Origin of the sequence: Cytobacillus sp. BC1816, from assembly GCF_051353635.1 — a bacterium.
GTDB lineage: Bacteria > Bacillota > Bacilli > Bacillales > Cytobacillaceae > Cytobacillus > Cytobacillus oceanisediminis_C.
This window is the reverse complement of sequence record NZ_CP195611.1, coordinates 3,556,100-3,582,017: the sequence shown is the minus strand read 5'-3', so window position 1 is coordinate 3,582,017 and position 25,918 is coordinate 3,556,100. Positions and strand designations below refer to the sequence as shown.

General features: G+C 42.3%; 27 protein-coding genes, 1 pseudogene and 2 other annotated features. Of the genes and pseudogenes, 24 read left to right on the top strand and 4 right to left on the bottom strand.

Translation table 11 applies throughout. From position 1 onward, the window contains the following. From ACR42H_RS18200 to ACR42H_RS18165, 8 genes and pseudogenes are all read left to right on the top strand, one after another. Nucleotides 1-765: pseudogene (locus tag ACR42H_RS18200) on the top strand (fructose PTS transporter subunit IIA); the annotation flags it as partial. 114 nt (nt 766-879) lie between these two features. Further along, complete coding sequence (locus tag ACR42H_RS18195) at nt 880-1,872, top strand: PTS fructose transporter subunit IIC (protein ID WP_436376998.1); 993 nt, start codon at nt 880-882, stop codon at nt 1,870-1,872. A 265-nt stretch (nt 1,873-2,137) separates the two neighbouring features. Then, nucleotides 2,138-3,004 carry a GNAT family N-acetyltransferase gene (locus tag ACR42H_RS18190; protein WP_436372378.1) on the top strand — a complete coding sequence of 289 codons (867 nt, stop codon included), beginning with the start codon at nt 2,138-2,140 and terminating at the stop codon, nt 3,002-3,004. A 111-nt stretch (nt 3,005-3,115) separates the two neighbouring features. Then, a complete protein-coding gene (locus ACR42H_RS18185; RefSeq protein ID WP_113881256.1) occupies nt 3,116-3,940 on the top strand; it encodes a DUF2935 domain-containing protein in 825 nt (274 codons plus the stop codon). 114 nt (nt 3,941-4,054) lie between these two features. Then, entirely contained in the window at nt 4,055-4,285 is a 231-nt protein-coding gene (locus tag ACR42H_RS18180) for a hypothetical protein (RefSeq protein ID WP_436372375.1), read from the top strand. A gap of 139 nt (nt 4,286-4,424) precedes the next feature. Further along, nucleotides 4,425-4,508, top strand: a complete 84-nt coding sequence (locus ACR42H_RS18175) for a putative holin-like toxin (RefSeq protein WP_226280784.1) — start codon at nt 4,425-4,427, stop codon at nt 4,506-4,508. A gap of 281 nt (nt 4,509-4,789) precedes the next feature. Next, nucleotides 4,790-4,915 carry a hypothetical protein gene (locus ACR42H_RS18170; RefSeq protein ID WP_258549806.1) on the top strand — a complete coding sequence of 42 codons (126 nt, stop codon included), beginning with the start codon at nt 4,790-4,792 and terminating at the stop codon, nt 4,913-4,915. A 94-nt stretch (nt 4,916-5,009) separates the two neighbouring features. Beyond that, nucleotides 5,010-5,789 (top strand): alpha/beta fold hydrolase, encoded by a 780-nt coding sequence (locus ACR42H_RS18165; protein ID WP_436372373.1) that lies wholly within the window; start codon nt 5,010-5,012, stop codon nt 5,787-5,789. 37 nt (nt 5,790-5,826) lie between these two features. Here ACR42H_RS18165 and ACR42H_RS18160 read toward each other — a convergent pair whose 3' ends face one another. Beyond that, on the bottom strand, nt 5,827-7,086 hold the full coding sequence (locus ACR42H_RS18160; protein ID WP_436372371.1) for an MFS transporter: 1,260 nt from the start codon (nt 7,084-7,086) through the stop codon (nt 5,827-5,829). A gap of 179 nt (nt 7,087-7,265) precedes the next feature. Between ACR42H_RS18160 and ACR42H_RS18155 the strand changes: the two genes are divergently transcribed. The 13 genes from ACR42H_RS18155 to ACR42H_RS18095 all read left to right on the top strand — a co-directional run bounded on the left by ACR42H_RS18155 (nt 7,266) and on the right by ACR42H_RS18095 (nt 20,391). Next, entirely contained in the window at nt 7,266-7,898 is a 633-nt protein-coding gene (locus ACR42H_RS18155; protein WP_436372369.1) for an MOSC domain-containing protein, read from the top strand. Between the two features lie 61 nt (nt 7,899-7,959). After that, nucleotides 7,960-8,210 (top strand) — a binding site (T-box leader). Nucleotides 8,211-8,250: 40 nt separating this feature from the next. Next, nucleotides 8,251-8,493, top strand: a binding site (T-box leader). Between the two features lie 165 nt (nt 8,494-8,658). Then, nucleotides 8,659-10,053, top strand: coding sequence for an anthranilate synthase component I (gene trpE, locus ACR42H_RS18150; protein ID WP_436372367.1), 1,395 nt, complete (start codon nt 8,659-8,661; stop codon nt 10,051-10,053). Continuing rightward, entirely contained in the window at nt 10,050-10,661 is a 612-nt protein-coding gene (locus tag ACR42H_RS18145) for an anthranilate synthase component II (RefSeq protein WP_436372365.1), read from the top strand. Before trpE ends, ACR42H_RS18145 begins: the two co-directional genes overlap by 4 nt. Next, nucleotides 10,633-11,658, top strand: coding sequence for an anthranilate phosphoribosyltransferase (trpD, locus tag ACR42H_RS18140; protein ID WP_113881263.1), 1,026 nt, complete (start codon nt 10,633-10,635; stop codon nt 11,656-11,658). Before ACR42H_RS18145 ends, trpD begins: the two co-directional genes overlap by 29 nt. A 1-nt stretch (nt 11,659) precedes the next feature. Further along, nucleotides 11,660-12,454: an indole-3-glycerol phosphate synthase TrpC gene (gene trpC, locus ACR42H_RS18135; protein ID WP_436372362.1), complete on the top strand. Its 795-nt coding sequence runs from the start codon at nt 11,660-11,662 to the stop codon at nt 12,452-12,454. Further along, nucleotides 12,451-13,074 carry a phosphoribosylanthranilate isomerase gene (locus ACR42H_RS18130; RefSeq protein WP_113881265.1) on the top strand — a complete coding sequence of 208 codons (624 nt, stop codon included), beginning with the start codon at nt 12,451-12,453 and terminating at the stop codon, nt 13,072-13,074. The genes trpC and ACR42H_RS18130 overlap by 4 nt, the downstream gene beginning before the upstream one ends. Next, the gene (gene trpB / locus ACR42H_RS18125; protein ID WP_113881266.1) at nt 13,071-14,276 is read left to right on the top strand and encodes a tryptophan synthase subunit beta; all 1,206 of its coding nucleotides are present in this window, start codon (nt 13,071-13,073) and stop codon (nt 14,274-14,276) included. The genes ACR42H_RS18130 and trpB overlap by 4 nt, the downstream gene beginning before the upstream one ends. After that, nucleotides 14,273-15,058 carry a tryptophan synthase subunit alpha gene (gene trpA / locus ACR42H_RS18120; RefSeq protein WP_436372360.1) on the top strand — a complete coding sequence of 262 codons (786 nt, stop codon included), beginning with the start codon at nt 14,273-14,275 and terminating at the stop codon, nt 15,056-15,058. Before trpB ends, trpA begins: the two co-directional genes overlap by 4 nt. 155 nt (nt 15,059-15,213) lie before the next feature. Beyond that, entirely contained in the window at nt 15,214-16,002 is a 789-nt protein-coding gene (locus tag ACR42H_RS18115; RefSeq protein ID WP_113881268.1) for an ABC transporter ATP-binding protein, read from the top strand. Next, complete coding sequence (locus ACR42H_RS18110) at nt 15,986-16,741, top strand: ABC transporter permease (protein ID WP_009333473.1); 756 nt, start codon at nt 15,986-15,988, stop codon at nt 16,739-16,741. Before ACR42H_RS18115 ends, ACR42H_RS18110 begins: the two co-directional genes overlap by 17 nt. Nucleotides 16,742-16,757: 16 nt before the next feature. Continuing rightward, nucleotides 16,758-17,750 carry an aliphatic sulfonate ABC transporter substrate-binding protein gene (locus tag ACR42H_RS18105; RefSeq protein ID WP_436372357.1) on the top strand — a complete coding sequence of 331 codons (993 nt, stop codon included), beginning with the start codon at nt 16,758-16,760 and terminating at the stop codon, nt 17,748-17,750. Between the two features lie 1,331 nt (nt 17,751-19,081). Further along, the gene (locus ACR42H_RS18100; protein ID WP_113881271.1) at nt 19,082-19,660 is read left to right on the top strand and encodes a LemA family protein; all 579 of its coding nucleotides are present in this window, start codon (nt 19,082-19,084) and stop codon (nt 19,658-19,660) included. Continuing rightward, nucleotides 19,657-20,391: a TPM domain-containing protein gene (locus ACR42H_RS18095; protein WP_113881272.1), complete on the top strand. Its 735-nt coding sequence runs from the start codon at nt 19,657-19,659 to the stop codon at nt 20,389-20,391. The genes ACR42H_RS18100 and ACR42H_RS18095 overlap by 4 nt, the downstream gene beginning before the upstream one ends. A gap of 39 nt (nt 20,392-20,430) precedes the next feature. Here ACR42H_RS18095 and ACR42H_RS18090 read toward each other — a convergent pair whose 3' ends face one another. After that, nucleotides 20,431-21,027 (bottom strand): methyltransferase domain-containing protein, encoded by a 597-nt coding sequence (locus ACR42H_RS18090; protein ID WP_436372355.1) that lies wholly within the window; start codon nt 21,025-21,027, stop codon nt 20,431-20,433. A 130-nt stretch (nt 21,028-21,157) separates the two neighbouring features. On the opposite strand from ACR42H_RS18090, the gene cdaS reads away from it, so the two are divergent. Next, the gene (cdaS, locus tag ACR42H_RS18085) at nt 21,158-21,757 is read left to right on the top strand and encodes a sporulation-specific diadenylate cyclase CdaS (protein ID WP_113881274.1); all 600 of its coding nucleotides are present in this window, start codon (nt 21,158-21,160) and stop codon (nt 21,755-21,757) included. A gap of 29 nt (nt 21,758-21,786) precedes the next feature. Here cdaS and ACR42H_RS18080 read toward each other — a convergent pair whose 3' ends face one another. Further along, entirely contained in the window at nt 21,787-21,945 is a 159-nt protein-coding gene (locus tag ACR42H_RS18080) for a hypothetical protein (protein ID WP_009333479.1), read from the bottom strand. A gap of 102 nt (nt 21,946-22,047) precedes the next feature. Here ACR42H_RS18080 and ACR42H_RS18075 point away from each other — a divergent pair, with 102 nt between their 5' ends. Then, nucleotides 22,048-22,713, top strand: a complete 666-nt coding sequence (locus ACR42H_RS18075) for an SOS response-associated peptidase (RefSeq protein ID WP_113881275.1) — start codon at nt 22,048-22,050, stop codon at nt 22,711-22,713. Nucleotides 22,714-23,097: 384 nt separating this feature from the next. Here the strand turns inward: ACR42H_RS18075 and ACR42H_RS18070 are convergent, their stop codons facing one another. Then, on the bottom strand, nt 23,098-23,559 hold the full coding sequence (locus ACR42H_RS18070) for a DinB family protein (RefSeq protein WP_436372351.1): 462 nt from the start codon (nt 23,557-23,559) through the stop codon (nt 23,098-23,100). 187 nt (nt 23,560-23,746) lie between these two features. Here ACR42H_RS18070 and ACR42H_RS18065 point away from each other — a divergent pair, with 187 nt between their 5' ends. Next, nucleotides 23,747-25,876, top strand: a complete 2,130-nt coding sequence (locus ACR42H_RS18065) for a peptidoglycan D,D-transpeptidase FtsI family protein (RefSeq protein WP_436372349.1) — start codon at nt 23,747-23,749, stop codon at nt 25,874-25,876. The last annotated feature ends 42 nt before the right edge of the window (nt 25,877-25,918 follow it).

Here is a 25,918-nt window from a genome sequence, read left to right as displayed (position 1 = left end):
ATGAGAATAACAGAATTACTGACAAGGGATACGATTTTGCTCTCATTGAGCGGAACAGGCAAAATGGATGCCATAAATGGATTGGTAAACCAGCTTGATCAAGCGGGAAAGCTTCATGACAGTTCTGCCTTTAAGAATGCCATTTTAAAAAGAGAAGAACAAAGCACAACAGGTATAGGTGACGGAATAGCCATTCCGCATGCAAAAACTGGTGCGGTCAAGGAGCCTGCTATTGCATTCGGCAAATCAGAAGCAGGGGTGGATTATGAATCACTTGACGGTCAGCCCGCACACCTATTCTTTATGATTGCAGCCCCGGAAGGAGCAAACAATACACATCTGGAAGCTCTATCCAGGCTTTCATCGATACTAATGAACGAGGAAGCACGAAAAAAGCTCCAAAATGCTTCGTCTGCAGACGAAGTTATTGGAATTATAGACAGCTATGACGAGACAGAAGAAGAGGAAGTCCAAAATATTGCAGACAGTAAACGATTTGTTGTTGCTGTAACAGCCTGCCCAACAGGAATTGCCCATACTTATATGGCGGCTGATTCCCTAAAAGCCAAGGCAGCTGAAATGGGTGTTGATATTAAAGTTGAAACAAATGGCTCCAGCGGTGCTAAAAATATTCTGACTCCAGAAGAAATCGCGAATGCGGCAGCAGTTATAGTCGCAGCAGATACAAAGGTTGAAATGGAGAGATTCAGCGGGAAGCATGTCCTTGAAACGGCAGTTGCTGATGGCATCCGAAAACCTCAGGAACTAATCGAAAAAGCGCTGAAGCAGGATGCGCCGCTATACAAGGGCAGAAGCGCGGACAGCCGCGGAAATGCAGATAATAAAAAAGAACAAAAAGCAGGAGTTTATAAGCATTTGATGAATGGTGTTTCCAACATGCTTCCATTTGTTGTTGGCGGCGGAATACTCATTGCCATTTCCTTTATGTTCGGATATAAAGCAGCAGATCCTAATGATCCGTCGTATCATCCTATCGCAGAAGCACTGATGACCATTGGGGGAGGAAATGCATTTGGATTGATTGTTCCAATCCTTGCAGCTTTCATTGCCATGAGTATTGCTGACCGTCCTGGCTTCGCTGCGGGCGCAGTCGGCGGCATGATGGCAGCATCTGGAGGCGCTGGATTCCTTGGCGGCATCATAGCCGGATTCCTTGCAGGTTATGTAGTAGTTGGTTTGAAAAAAGTTTTTGCTGGCCTGCCTTCATCACTTGAAGGAATTAAAACGATTTTGCTCTATCCGCTTTTTGGTATTGCGATCACGGGATTGCTGATGCTTTATGTTGTCAACAAACCAGTTGGCGCATTAAATACTGCTATCACCGAGTGGCTTTCAGGTCTTGGTACTGGAAATGCTGTCTTGCTTGGAGTAGTCCTTGGACTGATGATGGCATTTGATATGGGCGGCCCGGTTAATAAATCGGCTTATGTATTTGGTACAGGACTGCTTGCAAATGGAGTATATGAACCTATGGCAGCCATTATGGCGGCGGGTATGGTTCCGCCTCTTGCCATCGCACTTGCTACCACTTTATTCAAAAATAGATTTTCAAAACAGGAACAGGATGCAGGAAAAGCAAATTACATTATGGGATTTTCGTTTATCACAGAAGGAGCAATTCCGTTCGCAGCAGCAGATCCATTGCGTGTCATCCCGTCCATTATGGCAGGATCAGCCGTGGCAGGTGCCATCTCAATGATGGCTGGAATCGGATTAAGGGCGCCGCACGGAGGAGTCTTTGTCGTCCCTCTCGTCGATGGCCCATGGGGAATCTACCTTGCAGGAATAATAGCAGGTGCTCTATTGTCTGCGATCCTTATAGGGTTCCTGAAAAAACCGCTAAATAAATAATGAATAAATCAAAGCCGGTACTTAATGTATCGGCTTTTTTTTAGAAATTCATTTAGAAAAGATTGAAAAAACTGAAAATAAATGATTTAATTAAAATAAACTCATCAGTCTATATTTTTTTATGAATAAATAAACTCCCCGGTCTGTTTAGTTGGAGGTGTGAAATCGTGGCCATTATCATTGTTATTAAAAGAGGGAACAAACATAAATAACCATTAGATGCCCAGCAAGTAAAATATCAGAAAACACATGAAGGAGAGCGTTTATGAAAATAAAAAAACTTTCTCAAGTTACCCTGGAGGAGGCGCTGACTGCCTGGAATAAAGGCTTTGAAGGTTATATAGTTCCAATAAAAATGGATATTCAGGCATTTGTTAATCGAATGGCATCAGAGGGACTTTCGCCTGAAAAATCCATTGTCGTTTTTATGCACGGAGAACCGTGCGGAATCATAATGAATGGATTCCGGAAGATTAACGGCAGGAAAATTGCCTGGAACGGAGGCACTGGAATGGCACCGCAATACAGGGGAAAAGGTCTTTCTGCAGCCATGATGTCAGAAGTGCTTAGCATATATAAAGCTGAAAATGTACAAACTGCTGTCCTTGAAGCAATTGAAGAAAATGAGAGAGCGATTAAGCTGTATAAAAAAGCAGGCTATGCGATTACTGATCAATTGCTTTATCTAAACAAGAAACTAACACAAAAAGAAATAGGCCCATTGATGGAAAGCCATTTAGCAATAAAAAAGATATATCCTGAACAGCTTCAGTCACTCAGGTTTTATGACATTGATGCTGCCTGGCAGTGCCAGTGGCAAAGTGTGAAACAAGGGGAAGCTGCTGTACTTATGAGTGAAGATGGGAAAGAGGACGGCTACATTTTATATAAAAGAGTGCTGGCAGCAGGAGGACGTACAGAACGCATTATCATTTATCAGCTTAAGTTCACCGATGGCAGTGCATATGAGGCAATGACTGAAAGTATTCTGGGCCAGCTGTTCCTGGATCAGGATGATTCAATTGATTTCACTGCAGTTAATATTTCAGCTTCCAATCCCGCATCGAAAGCTTTGCTTAAAATGGGATTTGAAAAAAAGATTGGCCAGGTAATGATGAAAAAAACACTATAGGATGCCTGATGCCCAGTTAAGATTCCCCCTTTCTGCCAAAAATGAGTTACCAATTAATTTTTGAGATTCGTGCTTATAGGCATAATTTCTAATGGTTACTGATATGTTTTTATGAGTAAGATTGAAAGGGGAGATACTTTGGCTGCTGGATTTGAAAGTGCTGCAAAATTTGAACACGGATTTTGGCTTCAGATTTTGGGTGATCATGCACGCTTCATACATGATTCACTATCACCAAAGGAAAAAGAGAGCATTGAAAGGGCAAATTACTTTATACAAACCTTCGATCAGCTATTAGGCAGGGTTGAAGTAGATAATCTGGAGCAATTGAGCCGGAGGGCAGAACAGGAAGCTAAAAAGCTAAGGGAATTTAAATTGAACCTAATCGAACGTCATCTGATAGGGAAAATTTCCATTCATCTTGGTCCTGTTTTTATAAACCATATGGTCAATGAACTTGAAGAATATATGCTTGTCCTTCAATATTTAAAAAAAGGGGAAGTCCCGCCTGTATTTCATGAGCTCCACCACCATTTAATCTGGCTTCTTGATGCGGCTGGACATGCTGGAGCCATATCAGATAATATGGAACTTGTTGAGAAGAAAATAAAAAAAATCAGTGATGGCTATACAAAGGACTTTGAAGCATTTTATTTAAAGGCGGTTGAAATGTCCGGGTTCCTTCGGACAAAGGTTGAGTCATTCCCGGCACTTCAAAAGTTCAACAGCGATGTTGCACTTGAAATATCCTTGTTTATGAACTTTCTCAATGAAATTGAGGAGCTTGAATTGAGCAAAGAGGCATTGGGTACATTTGCAGCGTTAATGGCTGATCACATGTACCGTGAAGAATGCTATTACCTGTCAAAGCTTGCTGAATCCACTCAGTCTGAAAAGCCGAAATGTGATCCGGCAAAGCCGAGACTTAAAGAATAAATTCAATGCTGCCATTTTTGGCAGTTTTTTTTGCATTAAGAACATGCGTCAGTGTTTTCTGGGTAAATAGAGAATAAAAAGGCTGATATCATGAAACTTGTAAGATGGAGTTACATGCGGAGAAATCAGGTAAAGGGGTTGTTTGACTGTTTTCCTGAAGCGGTCATCATTTTTAAAAGAATAAAGAATTATTACTTTATCCACAGTGCTGAATGGACAGGCAGTCCACAGTTAATTGCTAAGCAGCATATGGAGGAAATGGAGTATTTGCTTAATAAAGAAATGGGTTTTCTTCGTGGATATCTTCAAAGGAAATCTGCAGGCGATAAAGATAGTGAAACTTGAAAAAATAGGAAAGAAGAATCAATTTTTCTGAAATAGAACACATGTTCGACTAAATGGACAAGGATGTGTTATAATAAAGAAGCAATGGGAGTTTCTCAAGGGTGGTCGGCTAGCCCCGTATGAAAGGGGGTGATGCCTTTTGACAGTTTTCGAATCGATCATGATGATGATTTCTTTCTCTAGTCTGATCATTGCTGTCATGACTTTTAACCATAAAAAATAGACCTCCCTTGATCTGACAATTGAGGGAGAGGTCTATGTCTTTGACAGGCCGATCCCCTAAGGGAACGACTATTGCGAATGACCGTGGGTGCGGCAACACCTGCGGTCGTTTTTTTTATTCATATTCTTAATTCAAGAATATCATATACGGTTCAGAAAGTCACGGAAATAAGCATAATCGCATGATTACTTATAGTATATGCAGATTCCAGCTGAAAATCCATAATGATTCGAATCCTTATGTGCCATACTATAATGGCAGTACTTTAAAGGAGGTTTAACATGACAAAACGCAACATTAAGACTAAATCAGGGTTACAGAGCACAAAGAAGAGCATAAACGATATGGAGTTCTCGAAAGAGCTTGATCAGCAGAGTAAAAAAGCTAAAAAAACAAGACCTAACTGATGTTGGAAATCAAGAATTGACCAAGATGGGGCAGACTAAAACTGTCCCATTTTTATATGGAACAGGAGGCTTTAGAGCCATCTATGTTTTGTGAATGGAAAGGACGATTCTTGTGCCAGCATTTATTTATGAGGATACAAAGATATTTTATGAAAAGATGGGAAAAGGTGTACCGATAATCTTTATACATCCGCCTGCCATGGGGAGAAAGGTATTTTATTATCAAGGCCTGCTGGCTGAGCATTTTCAGGTTATTTTTCCTGATCTAAGCGGGAATGGAGATACTATTGGTCCCGAGAAAACAGTAACCATCCAAGGGTATTCAGAAGAGATAAAAGCTGTATTAGACCACTTGGGAATTGAAAAAGCCGTTATCCTTGGTTATTCCTCTGGAGGCATAATTGCTCAGGACTTTGCTCTATCTTTTCCTGAAAGGACGCTTGGTGTCATACTATCTGGCGGATTTCCAGAGGTTTTATCAGAAGCCTTCAAATATGAGCATATAATGGGAATGTATTTCGTGAAACATTTTCCGGGTTTTCTGCGGTATGTAATAGCAGCAAGTCACACAAATGATCCACAAGTCAGAAAAGGTATTCACGAACATATGAAAAAGGCGAATCATACTATGTGGTTTCAATTTTACGATAGGTCGCTTCACTATTCTTGCACGGATCGCCTGAGGAACTTAAGTGTCCCCCTTCTTCTGATATATGGATCAAGAGATTTTGTTAATCAGCATATTAGGAGCTATAGGAGATATGTCAGCTTTCAGGCGGCGATAATCAAAGGTGTTTCCCACCAGGCGCCAACCAAAAAGTGGCAGCTTTTCAACCAGGTTGTAACTGGTTTTGTACTGCAGCATTTTAAATAAAAAAATCCGTATCGTCATTGCACGATACGGATTTTTTTTAGCCCTCATTTGCGTCAGGTTTGATTGCTATAATGGCTGCAAGGGCAGCAAAAATGGTTATTCCGCTTAATATATAAAAAAGCCCTTGAACAGAATGCTTCATCAGAATGGCAATGGCCGGCGGGCCTCCGGCAACGCCTATAAACCTCATTGAACTGTATAAAGAAGTAATGGTTCCGCGTTCTTCTTTTGCAATTCCTTCCGTAATAAGAGCATCCAATGAAGGCAAAGCAACGCCTATGCCGATTCCGGCAAACAGGAACATGCTGATCATAAACCACATATTGTTTGAAAAGCTTAAGATTGCAGTGGCAGCTGCCACAAGCACTGAGCCTAAAAAAATAATCCACTTCATCAGTATTTTATTTTCTTTTATTTTTTTTCCTGTCAGATAGGAGGACAGGCATAATGCGCCAAGCGGGACAGCTAGGAGAAGCCCTTTTTTTACATCTTTAATATCATATGTCTTTTCAAGCACATCAGATAAATAAAAAAGTATCCCAAAAAGCACAAACATAAGAATGGCTCCAATTAAGAAAATAGCAGATAGCCATTTTCCGTCGTTTTTAAAGGTATCCTTGATATTGCTCCAAAATTTCTTTAGCGGAAGCGGCTCTTCTCTTTTATTTGGCGTTTTTACAAGAAAGAAAACCAGCAGGATTGAAATCGTACAAAAAACTGGAAACGAAAAAAACGGTAAAAACCATATAAACCCTGCCAGAAATGCTCCAAGTATAGGTGAAAGAACTTTTCCAAAAGTATTGGAAGTTTCAATAAGGCCAAGGGAACTGCTGACATCATCATCATTTTTAAACATATCTCCTACTAAAGGCATAACAATTGGTGCCGCACCGGCTGCCCCAACACCCTGCAATGCCCTCCCGGCTAATATGATCCAATAAGCATCCCCCATTTTCCATGCCGCCCATCCAGAGATCAGTCCGCCAATTCCTGCAATGAAAAGACTTGGTATAATGACTTTTTTTCGGCCGATATGATCCGATAAAAAACCTGCGATTGGAATCAAAATAATGGCTACAATACTGTAAACGGTAATAATCATGCTGGATTGGAATGCAGAAATATTTAGTTTATTTTCCATCGCCGGCAGAACAGGAATCAGCATGGAATTCCCGAGTGTCATAACGAGAGGAATTGAAGAGAGTGAAAGAATGGCCCATTTTTGGTTATGAACATCATCACCTGACTTCTTTTTCGCTTTGGAATTTACAGATTGTAAATTTTCAACATGCTCCATATTTCTGACCTTCCTTTTCGTTAATCAAACTAGTCTTAATATGAGCTAATTGCAGGAAAACTAACTAGAAAAACCTCTGTCTTTTTTTGGGAAAGTTCAAATTCTGGAAAAATATGTTTCGATTTACTAAAAGGAAAGCGTTAAAATATAAAGAAAAGCGAATCTGGTGAGGGGATAATGTGAAAGAAATAATTACTTTAAGTATAGGAACACCGAAAAAGCACAGCTGGAAAAACCGTGAGGAAATATCGGGAATCGGCAAAGAAAAAATTGAAAGTGCGTTTTTAACGAAGGATGGTTTCCTGGGGGATGAAGTGGCAAACACTGATTTTCATGGCGGCCCCGACCGGGCAGTTTGCCTATACCCGTTCGAACATTACGGGATGTGGGAAAATGAATTTAAAAAGACATTCTGTCCCCCGGCATTTGGTGAAAATATTTGTGCGGAAAATATGCTGGAAAAAGATGTTTTTATAGGTGATATCTTTTCGCTTGGTGAATCCGCTATCCAAATAACACAGGGGCGCATCCCGTGTTCAACCATATCCAAGCATAACAAAGAAGATCGGCTCTTAAAAAGAATTGTTGAAACATGCTTTACAGGCTACTTTTTCAGAGTGCTTAAGGAAGGTACTGTAACAGCAGGCAGCGGTCTTAATCTTGAAGAAAGAAAGCAGGAAAAGGTATCAGTTCTGCAAGGGAATTTTATCATGTTCCATGACCGCACAAACCGTAAAGCTATTGAAGAACTGCTGCAGATTGATGCCCTTGCAGATGTCTGGAGAGAAAAGCTGGAAAAAGCTCTATTATAAAAATATTAAAAATTACCCTTGACATTTTTCATTTATCGGAATAGTATAATAAGCAATATATCGATCGGCAATGACAAAGAGTAGTAGCTGCAGTTGAAGCTAAAGAGAGCTGATGGTTGGTGCAAATCAGTGTGGAAACAGCAGTGAATGGACTTTCGAGCCTCCAAACCGAACCTTTTTAAGCAGTAGGCTTTGGCGAACGGTCTCATCGTTACAAGGGACAGATATTCAAACGTTTTTCGTTTTGATATCTGTTAAGTGAGCTGATGTTTCAGCTAATGAAGGTGGCACCACGGGTTTCTCGTCCTTTTTAGACGGGAGGCCCTTTTTTATTTTCAAATAACTTTATTACTTTAAATCGCTGAGCAAGAGGAGTAGATTGATGGAGTCCGTTCAAGAGAGCCGGGGAAAGGTGAGAGCCCGGTACGGAAAGTCATTCGAATGGACTTGCGAGAGGTTTCCTGAAAGATAGTAGGGACGCACGGATTTCCACCGTTAAAAGGATAGGGTATCGATATTTTTCCGTACCCGAAAAAGGGAGCAGCATTTTGCTCTAAAAAGAGGTGGCACCACGTTCACAAGACACGTCCTCTATACCCGCAGATTCTGTCTGTGTGTATAGGGGACTTTTTTTTATAGTTAAGTATAAATTCTGAAGTTAGATAACTGTCTAGCACAAGCAGCCTGCCCCCTCGCGGTGTCGGGGGTGATCAAGTTACTTGCGCTTTTCTGAATCCGAAAGAACTGGAGGAGAAATATATTGAAAACGAACTTGGAAGGTCCGTATATCATCGAAGAGCTTGAGGGGGACACATTAACACCTATTTTGATCTACCAGAGAATGAGCGGAAGAAAAAAATTTCTGTTTGAAAGCTCGCTAAAACATGAAAAGTCGGGAAGGTATTCTTTTATTGGTGCGGACCCAGTGATGGAACTAAAAGGGGAAGGAACTCAGACTGCTGTTTCTGCAGAGGGGAAAATTGAGGTTTTTGATGAAAAGCCGCTTGATGTAGTAAGAAGGCTGATGCCGGAGGAAAAACATCACCCCTTTGAAAAGTTTCCATTTTGTGGAGGAGCTGTTGGATATGCAGGCTATGATGTCATCAGGCAATACGAAGATATCGGGGTGATTCCTCATGATGAGCTTAATGTACCAGATGTCCACCTTATGTTTTTTGAGGAAGTAGCCGTTTTTGATCATCTGGAGCAAAAGGTATACCTGGTAGCCATGTCTTTATTGGCAGCAACCGATGAATCTCAGCTTCGTGAAAGGCTACAGAAAAGAAAGGCCGAAATCCAAAAGGGGGCTGTGGCAGCTCATTCGGAAGAAGCATCGCTGTCGGCTTTCAAAGCTTCCATTTCTAAAGAAGACTTCGTTGAAAAAGTAAAAAGAGCCAAGTCCTATATTGAAGAGGGAGACATTTTTCAGGTGGTGCTTTCTCAGCGATTAAAAGCGGAATTGACTGGAGATCCTTTCGCCTTTTACCGGAAGTTAAGAGTGCAAAATCCTTCCCCATACATGTACTATCTTGATTTTGAAGAATATGCGGTTGCAGGGGCATCGCCTGAAAGTCTTATTAAAGCAACTGGAAACAAAGTAATTACTAACCCTATTGCCGGAACAAGGCCAAGAGGCAAGACAGAAGACGAAGACTTACAGCTTGAAAGGGACTTGAAAGAAGATGAAAAGGAGCTTGCCGAACACAGGATGCTGCTTGATCTAGGCAGAAATGATCTCGGCCGTGTCTGCGAATTCGGATCGGTAACTATAGAAAAAAACATGGTAATTGAAAGATATAAGCATGTCATGCACCTTGTATCCGAAGTTGGAGGCAGCCTGAAATATCCTCACACAGCGATTGATGCCTTAATAGCGTGTCTGCCTGCAGGAACGGTTTCAGGTGCACCCAAAATTAGAGCAATGGAAATAATCAATGAACTTGAAGCAGTGAAAAGAGGAATTTACTCAGGGGCAGTCGGATATTTTTCCGGAAACGGCAATATGGATTTCGCCCTGGCAATCAGAACAATGGTAATAAAAGATGGATTCGCCTATATACAAGCCGGGGCAGGCATCGTGCATGATTCCATTCCGGAAAAAGAGTACGAAGAAACACTTCATAAATTAAAAGCATTTTTGGAGGAAAAAAAATGATACTGCTGATTGATAATTATGATTCATTCACATTCAACCTTTATCAGTATTTAGGTGAACTGGGACAGGAAATTAAAGTTGTAAGAAATGATCAAATAACAATCGAGGAAATAAAAGAATTAAATCCTGAAGCCATTGTTCTTTCTCCTGGTCCGGGACGGCCTGAACATGCGGGAGTGATTGTTGAAGTTATTCAGAAATTTTACAGGAAGCTCCCTATCCTGGGCATTTGCCTTGGCCATCAGGCAATCGGCTATGCCTTTGGGGCAAAGATTGAAAAAGCCAAGAAAATTATGCATGGTAAGGTGTCTAATCTGAAGCATAACGGATCACAGCTGTTTCAATACATGCCGCAGCCAATCAGCATCATGCGTTATCATTCCTTAATAATACAGTCGGGAACGCTGCCTGGCAGATTTAAGGTGTTGGCCAGATCGATGGATGATAATGAAATAATGGCAATCAAGCATGAAGACTATCCTTTATACGGTTTGCAATTCCATCCGGAGTCTGTAGGAACAGGGCTTGGAAAAAAGATTTTGGAAAACTTTTTACAAACTATCGGGAGGAAAAAAAACGATGAAGACTATACTGCAGAGGTTATCTGAGCGGGAGTCATTAACAGAGGCAGAAATGAAGGAAGCGATGGACAATTTATTTGCCAATGATGTAACGGACAGTGAGATTGCGGCATTTATGGTGAGCCTTAAAACAAAGGGGGAAACAGTTGAAGAAATTGCAGGCATCGTAAAAGCAATGAGGGATAAATCCCTTTCGTTTAGCAAGAAAATTCCTAATGTTTTGGATAATTGCGGTACAGGAGGAGATGGTTCAAGCAGCTTTAATATCAGTTCCACTTCGGCCTTTGTGATTGCAGGAGCAGGAATTCCTGTTGCCAAGCATGGCAATAGAAGTGTATCCAGCAAAACAGGCAGTGCTGATGTACTGGAACATTTGGGAATAAATTTAAATCACCCGCCTGAGCGCACGGAGGAAATTCTGGAGGAAATCGGGATAGCCTTTCTATTTGCACCTCATGTCCATCCGAATATTAAAAGAATTATGAAAGTGCGCAGGGACCTGAGAATACCTACAACTTTCAATTTAATAGGGCCATTAACCAATCCGGTTGAACTTGATCATCAGCTTCTTGGGATCTATCGGAGAGATTATATTGAAATGTTTGCAGAGGTGTTAAACGCTTTGGGAAGAAAACGGGCAGTTGTTTTAAATGGTTCAGGGCATATGGATGAAGCATCTCTGCAGGGGGAAAATCACCTGGCCATTCTTAATAACGGCAGGGTAACGAAAAAGGTTCTTCACCCAGAGGAAGTTGGCCTACCCGTCAGCAGCAATGATGCGATCAGAGGTGGAGATTCCAGGGAAAATGCTGAAATACTCCTAAGTGTTCTAAAGGGGGAGAAGGGAGCAAGAAGAGACACGGTCCTTCTTAACGCCGGGATTGGCATCTTTACAGGAGGCAAGGCCGAAACAATTCATGGCGGGATAAATTTAGCCAAAGAAAGCATTGATTCAGGTGCTGCATTAGAAAAACTGAATAGGTTAATTGAAGCAAGTAAAAGCGTCCATAAAGAGGTGATATAAGGTGGGAACGATTCTAGATCAAATACTGTCTGAAAAAAGAAAAGAAGTCATCGGACTGCAGCAGGCAAAAGAATATTTTCAACCAGGAGAAACCATTAATAAACGCTCCTTTATTAACAAGCTTGCATCAGGAAGTGAACTGGCTGTGATTGCAGAATTCAAAAGAGCCTCACCTTCAAAAGGTGATATAAATACCGGACAAAATCCGAAAGATCAGGCATTATTTTATAAAAAGTATGGTGCCGATGCCATTTCCGTTTTAACAGACAATAGGTTTTTTAAAGGCAGTTTTGCTGATCTGTCAGCGGTCAGAGAGACAGTCGACCTGCCCATCCTTTGCAAAGACTTCATTATAGACGAGGTGCAAATTTTAAAAGCAAAAGCATCAGGGGCAAACCTAATTTTACTCATTGCTGCTGCCATGGAAGCTGAACGGCTTCAAGAGCTTTTCAATTTTGCTGAAAGTGAAGGCCTTGAAGTATTAATGGAGGTTCATAATGAAGAAGAACTGGAAATAGCTCTTAGAACCGGTGCACAGCTGATCGGAGTCAATAACCGGAATTTAAAAACTTTCAAAGTAGACCTTGGTATAACAGAAAAACTTGCCCCGCTAATTAAGAAGGCGGGAAAATTCCTGATCAGTGAAAGCGGGATTAAATCGGAAGACGATGTACGGCGTGTAATAGCAGCAGGAGCAAACGCCATTCTTGTCGGAGAAGCATTCATGAAAGCAGATAATCTGGAAGGGCTTTTGAAGGCCATGAAAATTCCATTGCAGGGGGCTGTCAAACAATGAAGGTGAAGATTTGCGGAATTAGGGATATCAGCACGGCACTTTCTGCTATTGAAAACGGTGCGGATGCCCTCGGATTTGTTTTTGCTGAAAGCAAAAGAAAAATTAATCCTGAGGCAGCTGGGGAGATAATTAGAGAGCTTCCCAGAGAAGTTTTAAAAGTAGGAGTGTTTGTAAATGAAACGAAAGCGACCATTGAAGAAATAGCAAGTGTTTCAGGGATCAATGTCATTCAGCTTCATGGAGATGAAACGCCGGAATTTTGCAGCTCATTCTCTTTTCCGGTTATAAAAGCTCTGAGCGTTGGTTCACCAGATGATCTATCCCAACTGGATGAATATTCATGCGAATATATTCTTCTTGATAGTCCGAAAGGAAAATATCGGGGGGGCAACGGGATATCATTTGATTGGTCGATTCTAAACAAAAACCCAATGCAGGACAAAAAAATGATCCTCGCTGGAGGGCTCCATCCTGAAAATGTGGGAGAAGGAATTAAAGCAGCCAATCCTTATATGGTTGATGTAAGCAGCGGGGTTGAGACTGAAGGTAAGAAAGATCCGGAGAAAATAAAAAGATTCATAGATAACGCTAAACGTGTGGAGAGGGAGGAAGTAAAATGAACGCAGCTTATACATTGCCTGATGAACGAGGTCATTTTGGGGATTTTGGAGGAAGGTATGTGCCGGAAACACTTATGCAGGCCATTCTTGAATTGGAAGAGGAGTATAAGAAGGCTCAAGCTGATGAAAGTTTTCAGAAAGAACTGCAGGCTTTACTGACAGACTATGTCGGACGGGAAACTCCTCTTTATTTTGCTGAGAACCTCACAAAATACGCCGGCGGTGCGAAGGTCTATCTTAAAAGAGAAGATTTGAATCATACAGGTGCTCATAAAATAAACAACTCACTGGGCCAGGCTCTATTGGCGCTTCGAATGGGAAAAAGAAAAATAGTAGCTGAGACGGGTGCAGGACAGCATGGAGTCGCAACAGCAACTGCATGTGCGCTTTTAAATCTTGAATGCATTATTTTTATGGGTGAAGAGGACATCAGGAGACAGCAGCTGAACGTATTCAGAATGGAACTGCTTGGAGCGAAAGTTGTAGGGGTACAATCGGGAAGTGCCACATTAAAAGATGCAGTCAACGAAGCACTCCGCTACTGGGTGACAAATGTCGAGGATACTCATTACATCCTTGGTTCTGTGATGGGACCGCATCCTTTTCCTATGATTGTACGGGATTTTCAGAGTGTTATTGGAAATGAGACGAAGAAGCAATACCTTGAAAAAGAAGGTAAACTCCCTAATGCAGTTGTGGCTTGCATTGGAGGCGGCAGCAATTCAATGGGCATGTTTTATCCCTTCATTAAAGATGAAACCGTCCGCATGGTTGGGGTGGAAGCAGCTGGTTTGGGTACAGATACAAATAAGCACGCTGCTTCATTAACAAAAGGAACTCCTGGAGTTCTTCATGGAGCATTAATGTATTTGCTTCAGGACGAACACGGACAAATTCAGGAGGCTCATTCCATCTCTGCTGGCCTTGATTATCCAGGAGTTGGGCCGGAACACAGCTATTTGAAGGACAGCGGAAGAGCCGAGTATGAATCCATTACAGACGATGAGGCGCTTGATGCATTAAAGCTATTATGCAAACTGGAAGGCATTATCCCTGCGCTGGAAAGTTCCCATGCCGTTGCCTATGCATTAAAGCTTGCACCGCAAATGAAAAAAGACGAAGGCCTTGTTATCTGTTTATCTGGCAGAGGAGATAAAGATGTAGAAACTGTAAGAGCAAGATTAGGAGGGAAAGGACAATGAACCGGGTTGAAAAAGTTTTTCAGAGCCTAAAGCAAAACAGAGAAAAAGCATTTGTGCCATATATAATGGCTGGGGATGGAGGGTTAGAGACACTGGCCGAGAAAATCACATTCCTCGAAAAAGCGGGAGCAACTGCCATTGAAATTGGGATTCCGTTTTCGGATCCGGTTGCCGATGGACCTGTAATCCAGCAGGCTGGCATTCGAGCATTAGAAGCCGGAACAACACTTAGAGGCGTCTTAGCAAAAATTGCGGAAATCCGTCCTATTGTTCACATCCCGCTTATCTTTATGACATACATGAATCCGCTCATGGCCTATGGCATTGGCAACTTTATTTCTGATGCCTCTAAGTCTGGGGTAGACGGATTAATATTGCCTGATCTTCCTGCAGAGGAAGATGAGATAATTGCACCAATTGCAGAGAGAGCTGGAATCGAAATTATCCGCCTTGTGACCTTAACCAGTCCATTAGAGCGGATACAGGCGATTGCAAACAAAGGGAAAGGCTTTTTATACGCTGTTACGGTTAATGGCATCACAGGGGCAAGAAAAGAATTTAAAGAAGAGCTTGGAAAGCATTTGGAGAAGGTTAAGGATGTTAGTTCAATACCAGTATTGGCCGGCTTCGGAATTTCTGAACCACAGCATGTAAAAGAAATGAATCAGCATTGTGACGGGGTAATCGTTGGAAGCAAGATCATAGAGCTTTTTCAAAGCGGTGAGTTAGCAAAAATTGAAGAGTTGATCGCTTCATCTAAAATAGAAGAAATTAAAATGTGAAACAAAAGCTTTCTCCTTGATGGAGGAGGCTTTTTATTTGATTAAGCCCATTTTTAAAAATATTTATTGTAAAGGTTGACATGCAAAGTGAATACTTTATAATTACAAGTAATCCGAGTAAATTAATGAGATTTATAGGAATAGGTGATCTTTGAATGTTCATTGAGATAAACGATGTGAATAAACAATATAGCGATAAAGAAAATCGTCCTGTTGACGTCTTGAAAGATATTAATTTATCCATTGAGAAAGGCCAGTTTGTTTCAATTTTAGGCCCTTCAGGATGCGGAAAGTCAACACTTCTTTCAATCGTCGCAGGGCTTACTAAAACAACTTCAGGCCACATTCAAATCGACGGAAAAACCATAACAAAGCCCGGAAAAGACAGGGGAATGGTTTTCCAGCAGGCAGCCTTATTCCCTTGGCTGACAGTCATGGAAAATGTCACGTTTCCGCTGAAAAAAGAAATGAAGAAGAAGGATGCTGAGGAAACAGCACTTAAGTATCTGCAAATGGTTCAACTGGGAAAATATATATCCCATTATCCTCATGAACTTTCTGGAGGAATGCAGCAGAGAGTAGCGATTGCGAGAGCACTTGCGATGAACCCGGAAACACTCTTAATGGATGAACCATTCGGAGCACTTGATGAACAGACCCGTTCGCGCCTGCACGGACAGCTGGAAAACATCTGGACTGAGACGAAGAAAACCATTCTTTTTGTTACTCATAGCATCTCAGAATCTATTAAACTGTCAGATCGAATCATTGTTATGGGAACAAAGCCCGGAATCATTTTACAGGATATAACGGTTGATATCCCCAGACCCCGTGAGGAACACAAAAATGAAATGCTTGAGATTGAAGACCACATTATGAAATATCTGAAGAAGGAAATTGATAAAGTTGTAAGTGAGGAACTCCAATATGCAAACAGCTATTAAAAGAATTATATTTTTTGCAGCCATTATTGCATTTTGGGAAATTGGGTCACGGCTTGAGCTTTGGCATCCTTTGATTTTCCCTTCCCTTTCCAGTGTATTCAGTGCCCTTGTTGAAGGGTTTCAGGATAAAACTCTCATTTATGATTTAATCGCCAGTTTTAAAAGGCTCGCAGTCGGTCTTGCTATCAGCCTTGTCATTGGCACATTGATTGGTATTCTCCTTGGAAAATCCAAAACAGCTGATGAAACACTGGGTGCAGTCATCCTTGCCTTGCAAAGTGTTCCCAGCATCGTCTGGCTGCCGATCGCAATTATGTGGTTTGGCTTAAATGAAAAGGCTGTTATTTTTGTAACCATACTTGGCGGTACATTTGTAATGGCACTGAACATGCGAACAGGCATAAAAAATGTTTCACCATTATATATCAAGGCAGCTCAGACAATGGGTGCGAATGGAATTGATTTATTCACAAGAGTCATCTTTCCAGCATCCATTCCATACGTTGTCACTGGTTCACGACTTGCCTGGGCATTTGCCTGGCGTGCATTGATGGCCGGTGAGCTTTTAAGCACAGGACCAGGATTGGGCTACACACTTCGATACGCTTCAGACTTTGGAAGAATGGACATCGTAATCGGTGTCATGATTATTATTGGAGCTATTGGAATGATTGTTGACCAATTCATATTCCAGCGCATTGAAAAATCAGTCATAAAAAAATGGGGACTTGAGTCTTAATTTTGGAGGGGTATAAATGAAAAAGGCTATTTTATGGGTTGCTGTCTTATTTACTTTCACCGGGCTGCTTGCCGGATGCGGTGCATCTGAGAAGAGCAGCGGAGGCGAAGACAAGATTGTCATAGGTTATTTCCCGAATATCAATCATGTGCCAGCAATGGTTGCGAAAGATCAAGGCTATTTTGAAAAACAGCTTGGCGATGGTACTAAAGTAGAATACAAGACATTTGCAGAAGGCGGTTCATTCATGACTGCCCTGAAAACGGGCGACATTGATGCAGGCCTAGTAGGACCCGGACCAGCAATGAACAACTTCTCAACCGGGGCTGATGTTAAGATTATCGCAGGTGCCTCAACAGGCGGAACAGTTGTCCTTGCCAGAGAAGGAGTAGAAATTAACTCACTAGAAGACTTCCAGGGTAAAACGTTTATTACACCTGGCGTTGGCTGCACACATGATGTCCAGTATGAAACATATCTTGAAGAAGCCGGGATCACTTCAGCTCGCATAGGCGGTACCATGAAGCATTTAACAGGCAACCCTGCACAATATGCAAGTATGCTGAAAACAGGTAAAGTCGATATCGCAGTTGCTCCCGAACCATGGGCAGCTGTCATTGAACAGGAAACAAACGCTGAAGTCGTAATTGGCTGGGATGAAGTATCTTTCGGTGAAACACTTCCGGCATCAGTATTGGTTGCTACTGGCGATGCAGTAAAGAACAGCCCGGAAAAAGTACAGAAAATCGTTGATGCACATAAAGATGCAGTTAAATTTATCGAAGAAAATCCTGAAGAAGCAAAAGCAATTACTATCAAAGACATTAAAGAAGTGACTGGCCAGGAACTGGAAAAAGAAGTCGTAAACCGCGCCTGGGAAAGAATTGGGTTCACTTACGATGTTGATGCAGACGCAATCCAGGAATTTGCAGATTCATCCTACACTTTAAAATTCCTGAAAGATAAACCTGAATTCAGTGAACTGATTGCGAACAATTTTATTAAATAATCATACTTGGACTGGAGCCCGAATGGGTTCCGGTTTTTCTTATGTTATTGGGGAAAGGAAATTTGTTTGGCGCATTTGTGAAAAGCGACAGCGCGATAAAGAGACAGGAGCGGTAAGAAAAAAGAGATACGACGGCGCGAATAACCTGCTGGATGACGCGAATGTGGGGAAGTAAGACGCATTAACGTTGTAATAGCGCAAAAAAATTAAAAGATCTGCGCAATAACCTGTCCTGGAGACGCAATTTCCATCAGACATAATGATAGATATTGACGCGATTACTTTTGATATTGTAAAAAATCATATGGCGAAACATACAAGAATTCGCGCATAAAAGTAATATATCCGCCCGAACCTGAAGCCTGCCACGTATAAAACGTGCACCTTGCGCAGGGAGCCACCCCCGTGTGAATATCGGAATCCGCGCGCAAAGGTAAAAATCCCGCGCAAAACAAAAGGAACCCCGCGTAGAAGTAGCCCGCCCGCACGTAACTCACCCAAATCCGCGCACAAAAGTAATAATCCCGCGCAAAACAAAAGGAAGCTCGCGCAAAAAACGTGCACCTCGCGCAGAAGTAGCCCGCCCGCTCGTAAATCATCCAAATCCACGCACAAAGTTAATAATCCGCGCAAAAAAGAAGGAAGCCCGCGCATAAAACGCGACCCCCCCGCGCAGAAAGAGCCCGCCCGCTCGTAAATCATCCAAATCCACGCACAAAAGGAACAATCCCGCATAAAAAAAGGAAGCCCGCGCAAAAAAACGTGCACCTCGCGCAGAAGTAGCCCGCCCGCGCGTAACTCATCCAAATCCGCGCACAAAAGTAATAATCCCGCGCAAAACAAAAGGATGCTCGCGCAAAAAAACGTGCACCTCGCGCAGAAGTAGCCCGCCCGCGCGTAACTCATCCAAATCCGCGCACAAAAGTAATAATCCCGCGCAAAAAAGAAGGAAGCTCGCGCAAAAAAACGTGCACCTCGCGCAGAAGCAGCCCGCCCGAACGTAACTCACCCAAATCCGCGCACAAAGTTAATAATCCCGCGCAAAACAAAAGGAAGCCCGCGCACAAAACGTCCCCTCCGCGCAGAAGCAGCCCGCCCGCACGTAACTCACCCAAATCCGCGCACAAAAGTAATAATCCCGCGCAAAACAAAAGGAAGCCCGCGCAAAAAAAACGTGCACCTCTCGCAGAAGCAGCCCGCCCGCTCGTAAATCATCCAAATCCGCGCGAGCTTAACAACATCAGCAAACAAATCTCCAGGTTTAACTTTCGCGCCAAAAAGGAAAAATACCATGCAAGTGACAAAACAACTTAGAAACAGGAGTGGCGCAAATGAAAAAAGGTATGGGTGTTTTAATTGCTGTTATTGCTGCAGTAGTCATAGCAGGCATAATGCTGATGTCCAGTTATAACGGGTTTGTAAGTGCTGAGGAAAATGTGGACCAGGCTTATTCTCAAATTGAGAACCAGCTGCAGAGAAGGCTGGATTTGATTCCTAATCTGGTAAATACAGTAAAGGGATATGCTGCTCACGAGAAGGAGACAATTCAGGCAATATCAGATGCTCGTGCGAGATTGGCGGGAGCCCGGTCTCCTGAAGAGGAAGCTGCCGCAAACGCTGAGCTGTCAAGTGCTTTGAGCCGTCTGCTTGTAGTGGTGGAGAACTATCCAAATCTAAAAGCGGATAAGCAGTTTACCCAATTAATGGACGAGCTTGCTGGTACAGAAAATCGGATTTCAGTTTCCCGAAAGGATTATAACGACCAGGTTGCTGTATATAACAAAAAAGTAAAAAGGTTTCCGGGTGCAATTGTTGCAGGGATAACTGGCTTTGATGAAAAAGAGTATTTTAGGGCGGATCCGCTGGCGAATGAAGCACCTGAAGTTGACTTTGGAGGCAATGGAGAATGATCATCCGCAGGGTCTCTCTGACCCTTCTGTTAGTAAATTTAATAATGGGTGCATTCCAGGTCCATGCAGATGAACCCATACCGCAGCCTGCTGGAGATATTTATGTCCAGGATTTTGCGGAGGTCCTGAATGACCAGGAAAAATCTGAATTGAATAACCTGGGAAGGCAATTGGAAGATAAGACATCTGCACAGGTTGCGGTTTTAACTGTTGGAACTACTGGGGACAGACCGATTGAAGAATATGCAAATGAAGCTTTCCGGTCTTATGGCATAGGCAGTGCCGCAGAGAATAACGGTGTCCTCTTGGTTGTGGCCATGCAGGATCGGAAGGTGCGGATTGAGGTTGGTTATGGGCTTGAAGGACAGATTCCCGATGGAAAAGCAGGCAGGATTCTGGATGAAGTTACCCTTCCATATCTTCAGGATGGCCAGCCCAACAGAGCTGTAATTGAAACCTATAAGGTGCTTGTTCAGGAAGCTGCCGGGGAAGAAGTGAATTTAGGCGGCAATTATGCTGATGCAGGAACACAGGATAGAGGCAGTAGCATACCGTCCTGGCTGATAATTTTAATTGTTGTTGGATTATTGTTTTTAGACATTAAATTTTTTGGAGGAGCCTTTTCATACGCCATCCTTTCCATTCTCTCAAGAGGTGGAAGTGGCGGCGGCGGTCCCCGGGGAGGGGGCGGCGGTTCATCCGGCGGAGGTGGAGCCAGCCGAGGCTGGTGATAAATGAAAAAGAGCGGGAGCAACTCCCGCTTTTCTCCATTATTTGATTCCAGTTACACATACGGTTAGGACGGGGCGTGCTTCTTTATATGAAATGGAAATAGAATGGAATCCAGCGGCTTCCATATCAGTTTTGATCACCTTTCCGAGATTTTTGGCAATGTTGTCATCTGCTCCTTCTTCTCTTGGCTGAACGGTGACGGCAATTATTCCGTCTTCCTCAAGCATCCCATAGAGATGCTGAAGTGACTCTCTTGGTTTTGTCCATAATGGATAATTGTTGACTGAAAATATCTTATTATACGTTTTATCAGGGAAGTAATCGTGTATATCTTTTACGAACAATCTGACCTTTCCCTGACGAATATAGTCATCATTCAGTTTGGCTGCTGAAGCCTTCATATCTTCGGATACATCAACTCCATCCGTTTCTGCATGGCGGCAGTGATCCATTATATGCCTGATGCTGTAGCCAGGGCCAAAGCCTACTTCTAAAATTGAGTCCCTGCGATTAATCTTTAATTGTTGTATTGTCCATTTGTTAATCTTGCGGTTTTCAAGGTACATGATTTTCCCGGCAAGCTTCCCTAGTAATCCTGCTGGTTTCTCAAATTGTTTTGCTAAAATATCGAACATGTCTATCACCTCGTTGCTTAATACTTATATTTAGTCCCTTTAAAGAGGTTCTAAACCTATTCCGTAAAATGGATAAATAATTTTTAACTGGAAAAGGTACTAATATGAATTAAGATTGGAGGAAGTCCGGTTGATTTATAGCGAAGATCAATACCGAAAAGATTTAAACCGGTATATTGACAATATCGACAATCAGATTCATTCTATTTCCAAAACGCTAGAGGACTTCAGCTGCTGTATTTTATCCGATTTCGAAAACTTGCAGAAGGCGGTAACTGAGGCTCATACAATTGCTTCGACTTATTATCTTCAGTCATATTTATCGCCGTATACTAAGGAATATTCAAGCTTATCATTGGCCGCCCAGCATTTATCAGAAAAAAGGCATGGAGGGCTTATTGTTGTTGAGAGAAGACTGCCTATAGGCGATTACCTTCATAATGGGACGCCAATTGGAGCAAAAGTAAGCAGCACACTGCTTGAAACCATTTTTTATCCTGGAAACCCTTTGCATGACGGCAGTATTTTAATAAAAGAAGATACCATTATTTCTGCAGGCAACATCCTGCCTCTTGCCAATAAAACCATTGAAGGGAAAAAACTTGGGACAAGGCATAGAGCGGCAATTGGACTTACTGAAAAATCAGATGCTGTTGCCATTGTAGTTTCAGAGGAAACAGGCCGTATTTCTTTTGCAGTGGAAGGACAACTGTATACAATCAGGACATGAAAATCCCCCGAAAAATGGGGGATTTGTCATTATGACTTCTTATTAATTTGCTTTCCGCTTTTTTTCTGGCTTTGAGATTTATCATTTCCTGCCTGAAACTCGCTTCCCAGTTCAACATCGTTTCGTTTATCCTGTTTTTCAATTTGGGCTCTCGTTTGATTTGCATTTTGTCTGCCTTGTTTTGTCATATTGCATTCCTCCCTATAAAATAGCTGACAGTTTTAATATGCGCTATATCCGGGAATAGATGAACATTAAATTGCTGAATTGACTTAAAAGAGGTGATTATATTGTGCGGCCGGTTTACACTAACAGAAACCATTGCTAAACTTCAGCTGCTGTTTGAATTTGAATATGCGGAGGGAGAGGTTTTACCCAGATATAATATCGCGCCAAGCCAGAATATCTTAGCCATCATTGGAGATGGGAAACAGCGGATCGGCAGGCAGATGAAATGGGGACTGGTCCCCTTCTGGGCTAATGATGAAAAAATAGCTTACAAAATGATAAACGCAAGAGCGGAAGGCATCGACTCGAAACCAAGCTTTAAAGGTCCCTTTAAAAGCAAAAGGTGCTTAATCCCTGCAGATGGCTTTTATGAATGGAAGAAAACCGAAGAAGGTAAACAGCCGTACCGTTTCATTATGAAAGATGAAAAACCATTTGCCTTTGCAGGCATTTGGGATACGTGGCATAAAGGAGAAAATCCAATAACGAGTTGTACAATCATTACAACGGGGCCAAATGAAGTAACCGAGGATGTACATGACCGAATGCCGGTGATATTAAAGGAAAGCGATTTTGAGGACTGGCTTAATCCTCGTTTTAATGACACTGAATATCTGAAATCATTGCTTGATCCTTATCCGGCTGAAAAAATGGATAAGTACCCGGTATCAAATAAAGTGAATTCACCAAAAAATGAGCTGGCAGAATTAATTTCTCCCCTCAGGTAGTTTATAAAACGGACACGGCGACGCGTCCGTTTTTTCAAAATGATAAGAAATCATTACTTTTAACTTTGATTACTCTCCAGCTCCAGGTCTGCTCCTGCCCTCTCGAGGTCACAAGCTTGTTTTGCTGCGGCTCCTAGGGACTCATGACAGAAGCCAATCCCTTTCAGAATGAAAGGACATTCTTGCAGGGCTCGTCCATACGCTTGTCGTCCATGTGGCAGTCGCCTCCACATTTCGGGCAAATCTCCCAAAAGGCAAAGAACGAATTTCCGGGAGGTTCGTCTTGTGCTTGTCAGGGGTGAGCACCATGGGGAAAGCTTCCCTGGATGTTCTTCGCAGGAACAAGCGCTTTAGCTTGTTCCGAAGGCGGTTCCGCTTTTCCTATCATCTGCTCACAAACATCGGAAGCTCCGTTTGGCCCATTTCACGTACATATACAAACAAGTTCCCTTTATGATGAATTTCATGATCCATAGCAAGCTGCAGCAGCTGGCTGCCGGTAAGCTCCATTCCAAATATCCGTGTCATATCAATGGTTCTTTCTAACTCATCATTTGTTAATGATGAAATGATCTCAATGGTTTTTTCTGTGTAGCTTTCAGCGGCTTCAGAAAGGTCTTGCGCAATTTCATCGAATTTCTCGCCAAACACTTCAGTGCTGCCTTCTTTTACTGTTTTGGCAAACATATAAAAAGAAGTAAGCATATGAGTTACCAGCTTGCCGGCCGCCATGCTTGTTTCAGTTGGTTTGTAGTCATAGTTATTTTCATCAATCTTCTTGATTAGCTCATTGGTCACCTTTCTGTGCGATAAAAAATAGTTCAGGTATTTTTGCGCTCTTTCCATATTAAAGACCTCCTAAAAAATTAATCAGATTAACATTTCCACTTAACCTCCTTAAATTCCTTTATATTTCAAAATATGTTTTGGACTGGCAGGGATTTTACAAAAACCGTGGAATTATTTAACAGGGGAAGATTTGGAAGAATCTCTATTATACAGACAGAGTGTTCATAAGGGGGGAGATTCATACATGGGGAAAAAGAAGAAAAAGAAAAGCCATGTGCCTTTTAGGGTCAATTTATTGTTTTTTGCTGTTTTTGTTTTGTTTTCAGTACTAATTTTAAGACTTGGCGTCGTCCAGATTGTAAATGGTGAGACATACAAAAAAGAAGTGGACAGGACGGAAGATGTCATCGTAGCTAATCCGGTTCCAAGGGGAAGGATGCTTGACAGGAACCATCAGGTTATTGTGGATAATATTCCAAAGAGTGCGATTACGTATACCAACCGGAATGCCAAACAGAAAGAAATGCTTCAGGTGGCAGAGCGGCTGGCCATTCTGATTGATAAAGAGACGGATAAAGTGACGGAGCGCGATAAGAAGGATCATTGGATTCTCAAAAATCCTGATGCAGTCCGGGATAAAATAACTGATAAGGAATGGAAGCTGTTTAAAGAGAACAAACTGGATGATAAGCAAATTTATGAGATGCAGCTTGAAAGAATTACAGACGAAGATCTGAAACAGCTGAGCAAGCAGGACCTGGAAGTGCGGGCAATCTTCCGGGAATTTACGAGCGGCTATGCAATGACGCCGCAAATAGTCAAAAATGAGGGGGTATCAAGTAAAGAATATGCTGCGGTAAGCGAGAATCTTCAATATCTTCCAGGTGTCAATACAACTACTGACTGGGATCGAACTTATGCTTTTGACAGTACGCTCCAGACAGTCCTGGGGAAGGTTACAGATACAAACGAAGGGCTGCCGCAGGAAAGGCTGGATTATTTTCTGGCCAGGGACTACAGCAGAAATGAACGTGTAGGAAAGAGCTATCTCGAAATGCAATATGAGGATGTTCTGCATGGCCAAAAATCAAAGGAAAAGCTTATTACAAAAAAAGGAGAAATTCTCGGAAGTGAACTGGTTTCTCAAGGCCAAAGAGGCAAAGATCTTGTTCTGACGATTGATATGGATCTGCAGAAGGCAGTGGAAAAAATATTGGAAGAGGAAATTTGGGCTGCTAAAAGGACCAGGGGAACATATTTAATGGATCGTGCGTTTGTCGTCCTAATGAATCCGCATACTGGTGAAGTTTTGACGATGGCAGGGAAAATGATAGACAAAGATGATGATGGCAAAACGGTTCTGCAGGATTATGCGCTGGGTACGATTGCCTCTTCTTATAATGTGGGATCCTCTGTAAAAGGGGCAACTGTTTTAACAGGCTATAAAACCGGTGCAATTTCACCCGGGACGACATTTTTAGATGCACCAATGAAAATTGCAGGTACACCACAGGTGAAAAAATCGTGGTTTAACTTTCAGGCAATCATGAACGAAACAAGGGCTTTGCGAATATCCTCAAACGTATATATGTTCAAAACAGCAATTGAAATTGCGGATGCGCGGTATGCATATGATCAGCCTCTGGGATTTAAAAACCCTAATGCATTTGAAGACATGAGAGAGTCTTTCGGCCAATTTGGCCTCGGAGTCAGAACTGGCATCGATTTGCCGAATGAGGCAATAGGCTATGAAGGACCGCTTCGCTTGCCGGGATTTCTATTAGACCTTGCAATCGGACAGTATGATACCTACACTCCGATGCAAATGGCGCAATATATATCAACTATTGCAAATGGCGGCTATCGTATCCAGCCGCGCCTTGTAAAAGAAATCCGGGAGCCCGCCACAGAGCAGGAGGAGCTTGGCCGGATCTGGAAGGATATTCAGCCAACTGTCTTAAATACGATAGATGTAAGTGATAGAGAACTAAACACTGTCAAAGAAGGATTAAGACAGGTGATGCAGCATCCTGAAGGGACTGCATATAGAAGGTTCGCAGATGCACCATATTCTCCAGCAGGAAAAACAGGTACAGCGGAAGCATTTTATGACGGCCCTCTCAAAAAAAAGGGAGATAAGTTAATAGATGTTATGAACTTGAGCCTTGTTGCCTATGCACCGCATAATAATCCTGAAATTGCCATGTCTGTCATTGTTCCATGGGCATACCAGGGAAGAAGCGGACATACAGCAAATTATGAAATTGGCAGAAAAGTATTAGATGCTTATTTTGAACTGAAAAAGAAGCCGATGACTGGACCAGGACAGGAACAGTCGGCAGAAGAAGGTTCCGAAACAGAAGAATCTGATTAAAGTATGAGTTTTAGCGGCCTATAATGGCTGGTTAAAAAAGCC

Excerpts from the sequence above, each read along its gene's own strand:
- ACR42H_RS18195 (WP_436376998.1), top strand. The coding sequence starts at position 880 with ATGAATGGTGTTTCCAACATGCTTCCATTTGTTGTTGGCGGCGGAATA.
- ACR42H_RS18080 (WP_009333479.1), bottom strand. The coding sequence starts at position 21,945 with ATGACAAAACAAGGCAGACAAAATGCAAATCAAACGAGAGCCCAAATT.
- ACR42H_RS18170 (WP_258549806.1), top strand. The coding sequence starts at position 4,790 with ATGACAAAACGCAACATTAAGACTAAATCAGGGTTACAGAGCACAAAG.
- ACR42H_RS18090 (WP_436372355.1), bottom strand. The coding sequence starts at position 21,027 with ATGTTCGATATTTTAGCAAAACAATTTGAGAAACCAGCAGGATTACTA.
- ACR42H_RS18065 (WP_436372349.1), top strand. The coding sequence starts at position 23,747 with ATGGGGAAAAAGAAGAAAAAGAAAAGCCATGTGCCTTTTAGGGTCAAT.
- ACR42H_RS18165 (WP_436372373.1), top strand. The coding sequence starts at position 5,010 with ATGGAAAGGACGATTCTTGTGCCAGCATTTATTTATGAGGATACAAAG.
- ACR42H_RS18145 (WP_436372365.1), top strand. The coding sequence starts at position 10,050 with ATGATACTGCTGATTGATAATTATGATTCATTCACATTCAACCTTTAT.
- ACR42H_RS18180 (WP_436372375.1), top strand. The coding sequence starts at position 4,055 with ATGCGGAGAAATCAGGTAAAGGGGTTGTTTGACTGTTTTCCTGAAGCG.
- ACR42H_RS18100 (WP_113881271.1), top strand. The coding sequence starts at position 19,082 with ATGAAAAAAGGTATGGGTGTTTTAATTGCTGTTATTGCTGCAGTAGTC.
- trpB (WP_113881266.1), top strand. The coding sequence starts at position 13,071 with ATGAACGCAGCTTATACATTGCCTGATGAACGAGGTCATTTTGGGGAT.
- ACR42H_RS18105 (WP_436372357.1), top strand. The coding sequence starts at position 16,758 with ATGAAAAAGGCTATTTTATGGGTTGCTGTCTTATTTACTTTCACCGGG.
- trpD (WP_113881263.1), top strand. The coding sequence starts at position 10,633 with ATGAAGACTATACTGCAGAGGTTATCTGAGCGGGAGTCATTAACAGAG.
- trpA (WP_436372360.1), top strand. The coding sequence starts at position 14,273 with ATGAACCGGGTTGAAAAAGTTTTTCAGAGCCTAAAGCAAAACAGAGAA.
- ACR42H_RS18185 (WP_113881256.1), top strand. The coding sequence starts at position 3,116 with ATGAGTAAGATTGAAAGGGGAGATACTTTGGCTGCTGGATTTGAAAGT.
- ACR42H_RS18115 (WP_113881268.1), top strand. The coding sequence starts at position 15,214 with ATGTTCATTGAGATAAACGATGTGAATAAACAATATAGCGATAAAGAA.
- ACR42H_RS18190 (WP_436372378.1), top strand. The coding sequence starts at position 2,138 with ATGAAAATAAAAAAACTTTCTCAAGTTACCCTGGAGGAGGCGCTGACT.
- ACR42H_RS18095 (WP_113881272.1), top strand. The coding sequence starts at position 19,657 with ATGATCATCCGCAGGGTCTCTCTGACCCTTCTGTTAGTAAATTTAATA.
- ACR42H_RS18110 (WP_009333473.1), top strand. The coding sequence starts at position 15,986 with ATGCAAACAGCTATTAAAAGAATTATATTTTTTGCAGCCATTATTGCA.
- ACR42H_RS18160 (WP_436372371.1), bottom strand. The coding sequence starts at position 7,086 with ATGGAGCATGTTGAAAATTTACAATCTGTAAATTCCAAAGCGAAAAAG.
- ACR42H_RS18130 (WP_113881265.1), top strand. The coding sequence starts at position 12,451 with ATGAAGGTGAAGATTTGCGGAATTAGGGATATCAGCACGGCACTTTCT.
- ACR42H_RS18070 (WP_436372351.1), bottom strand. The coding sequence starts at position 23,559 with ATGGAAAGAGCGCAAAAATACCTGAACTATTTTTTATCGCACAGAAAG.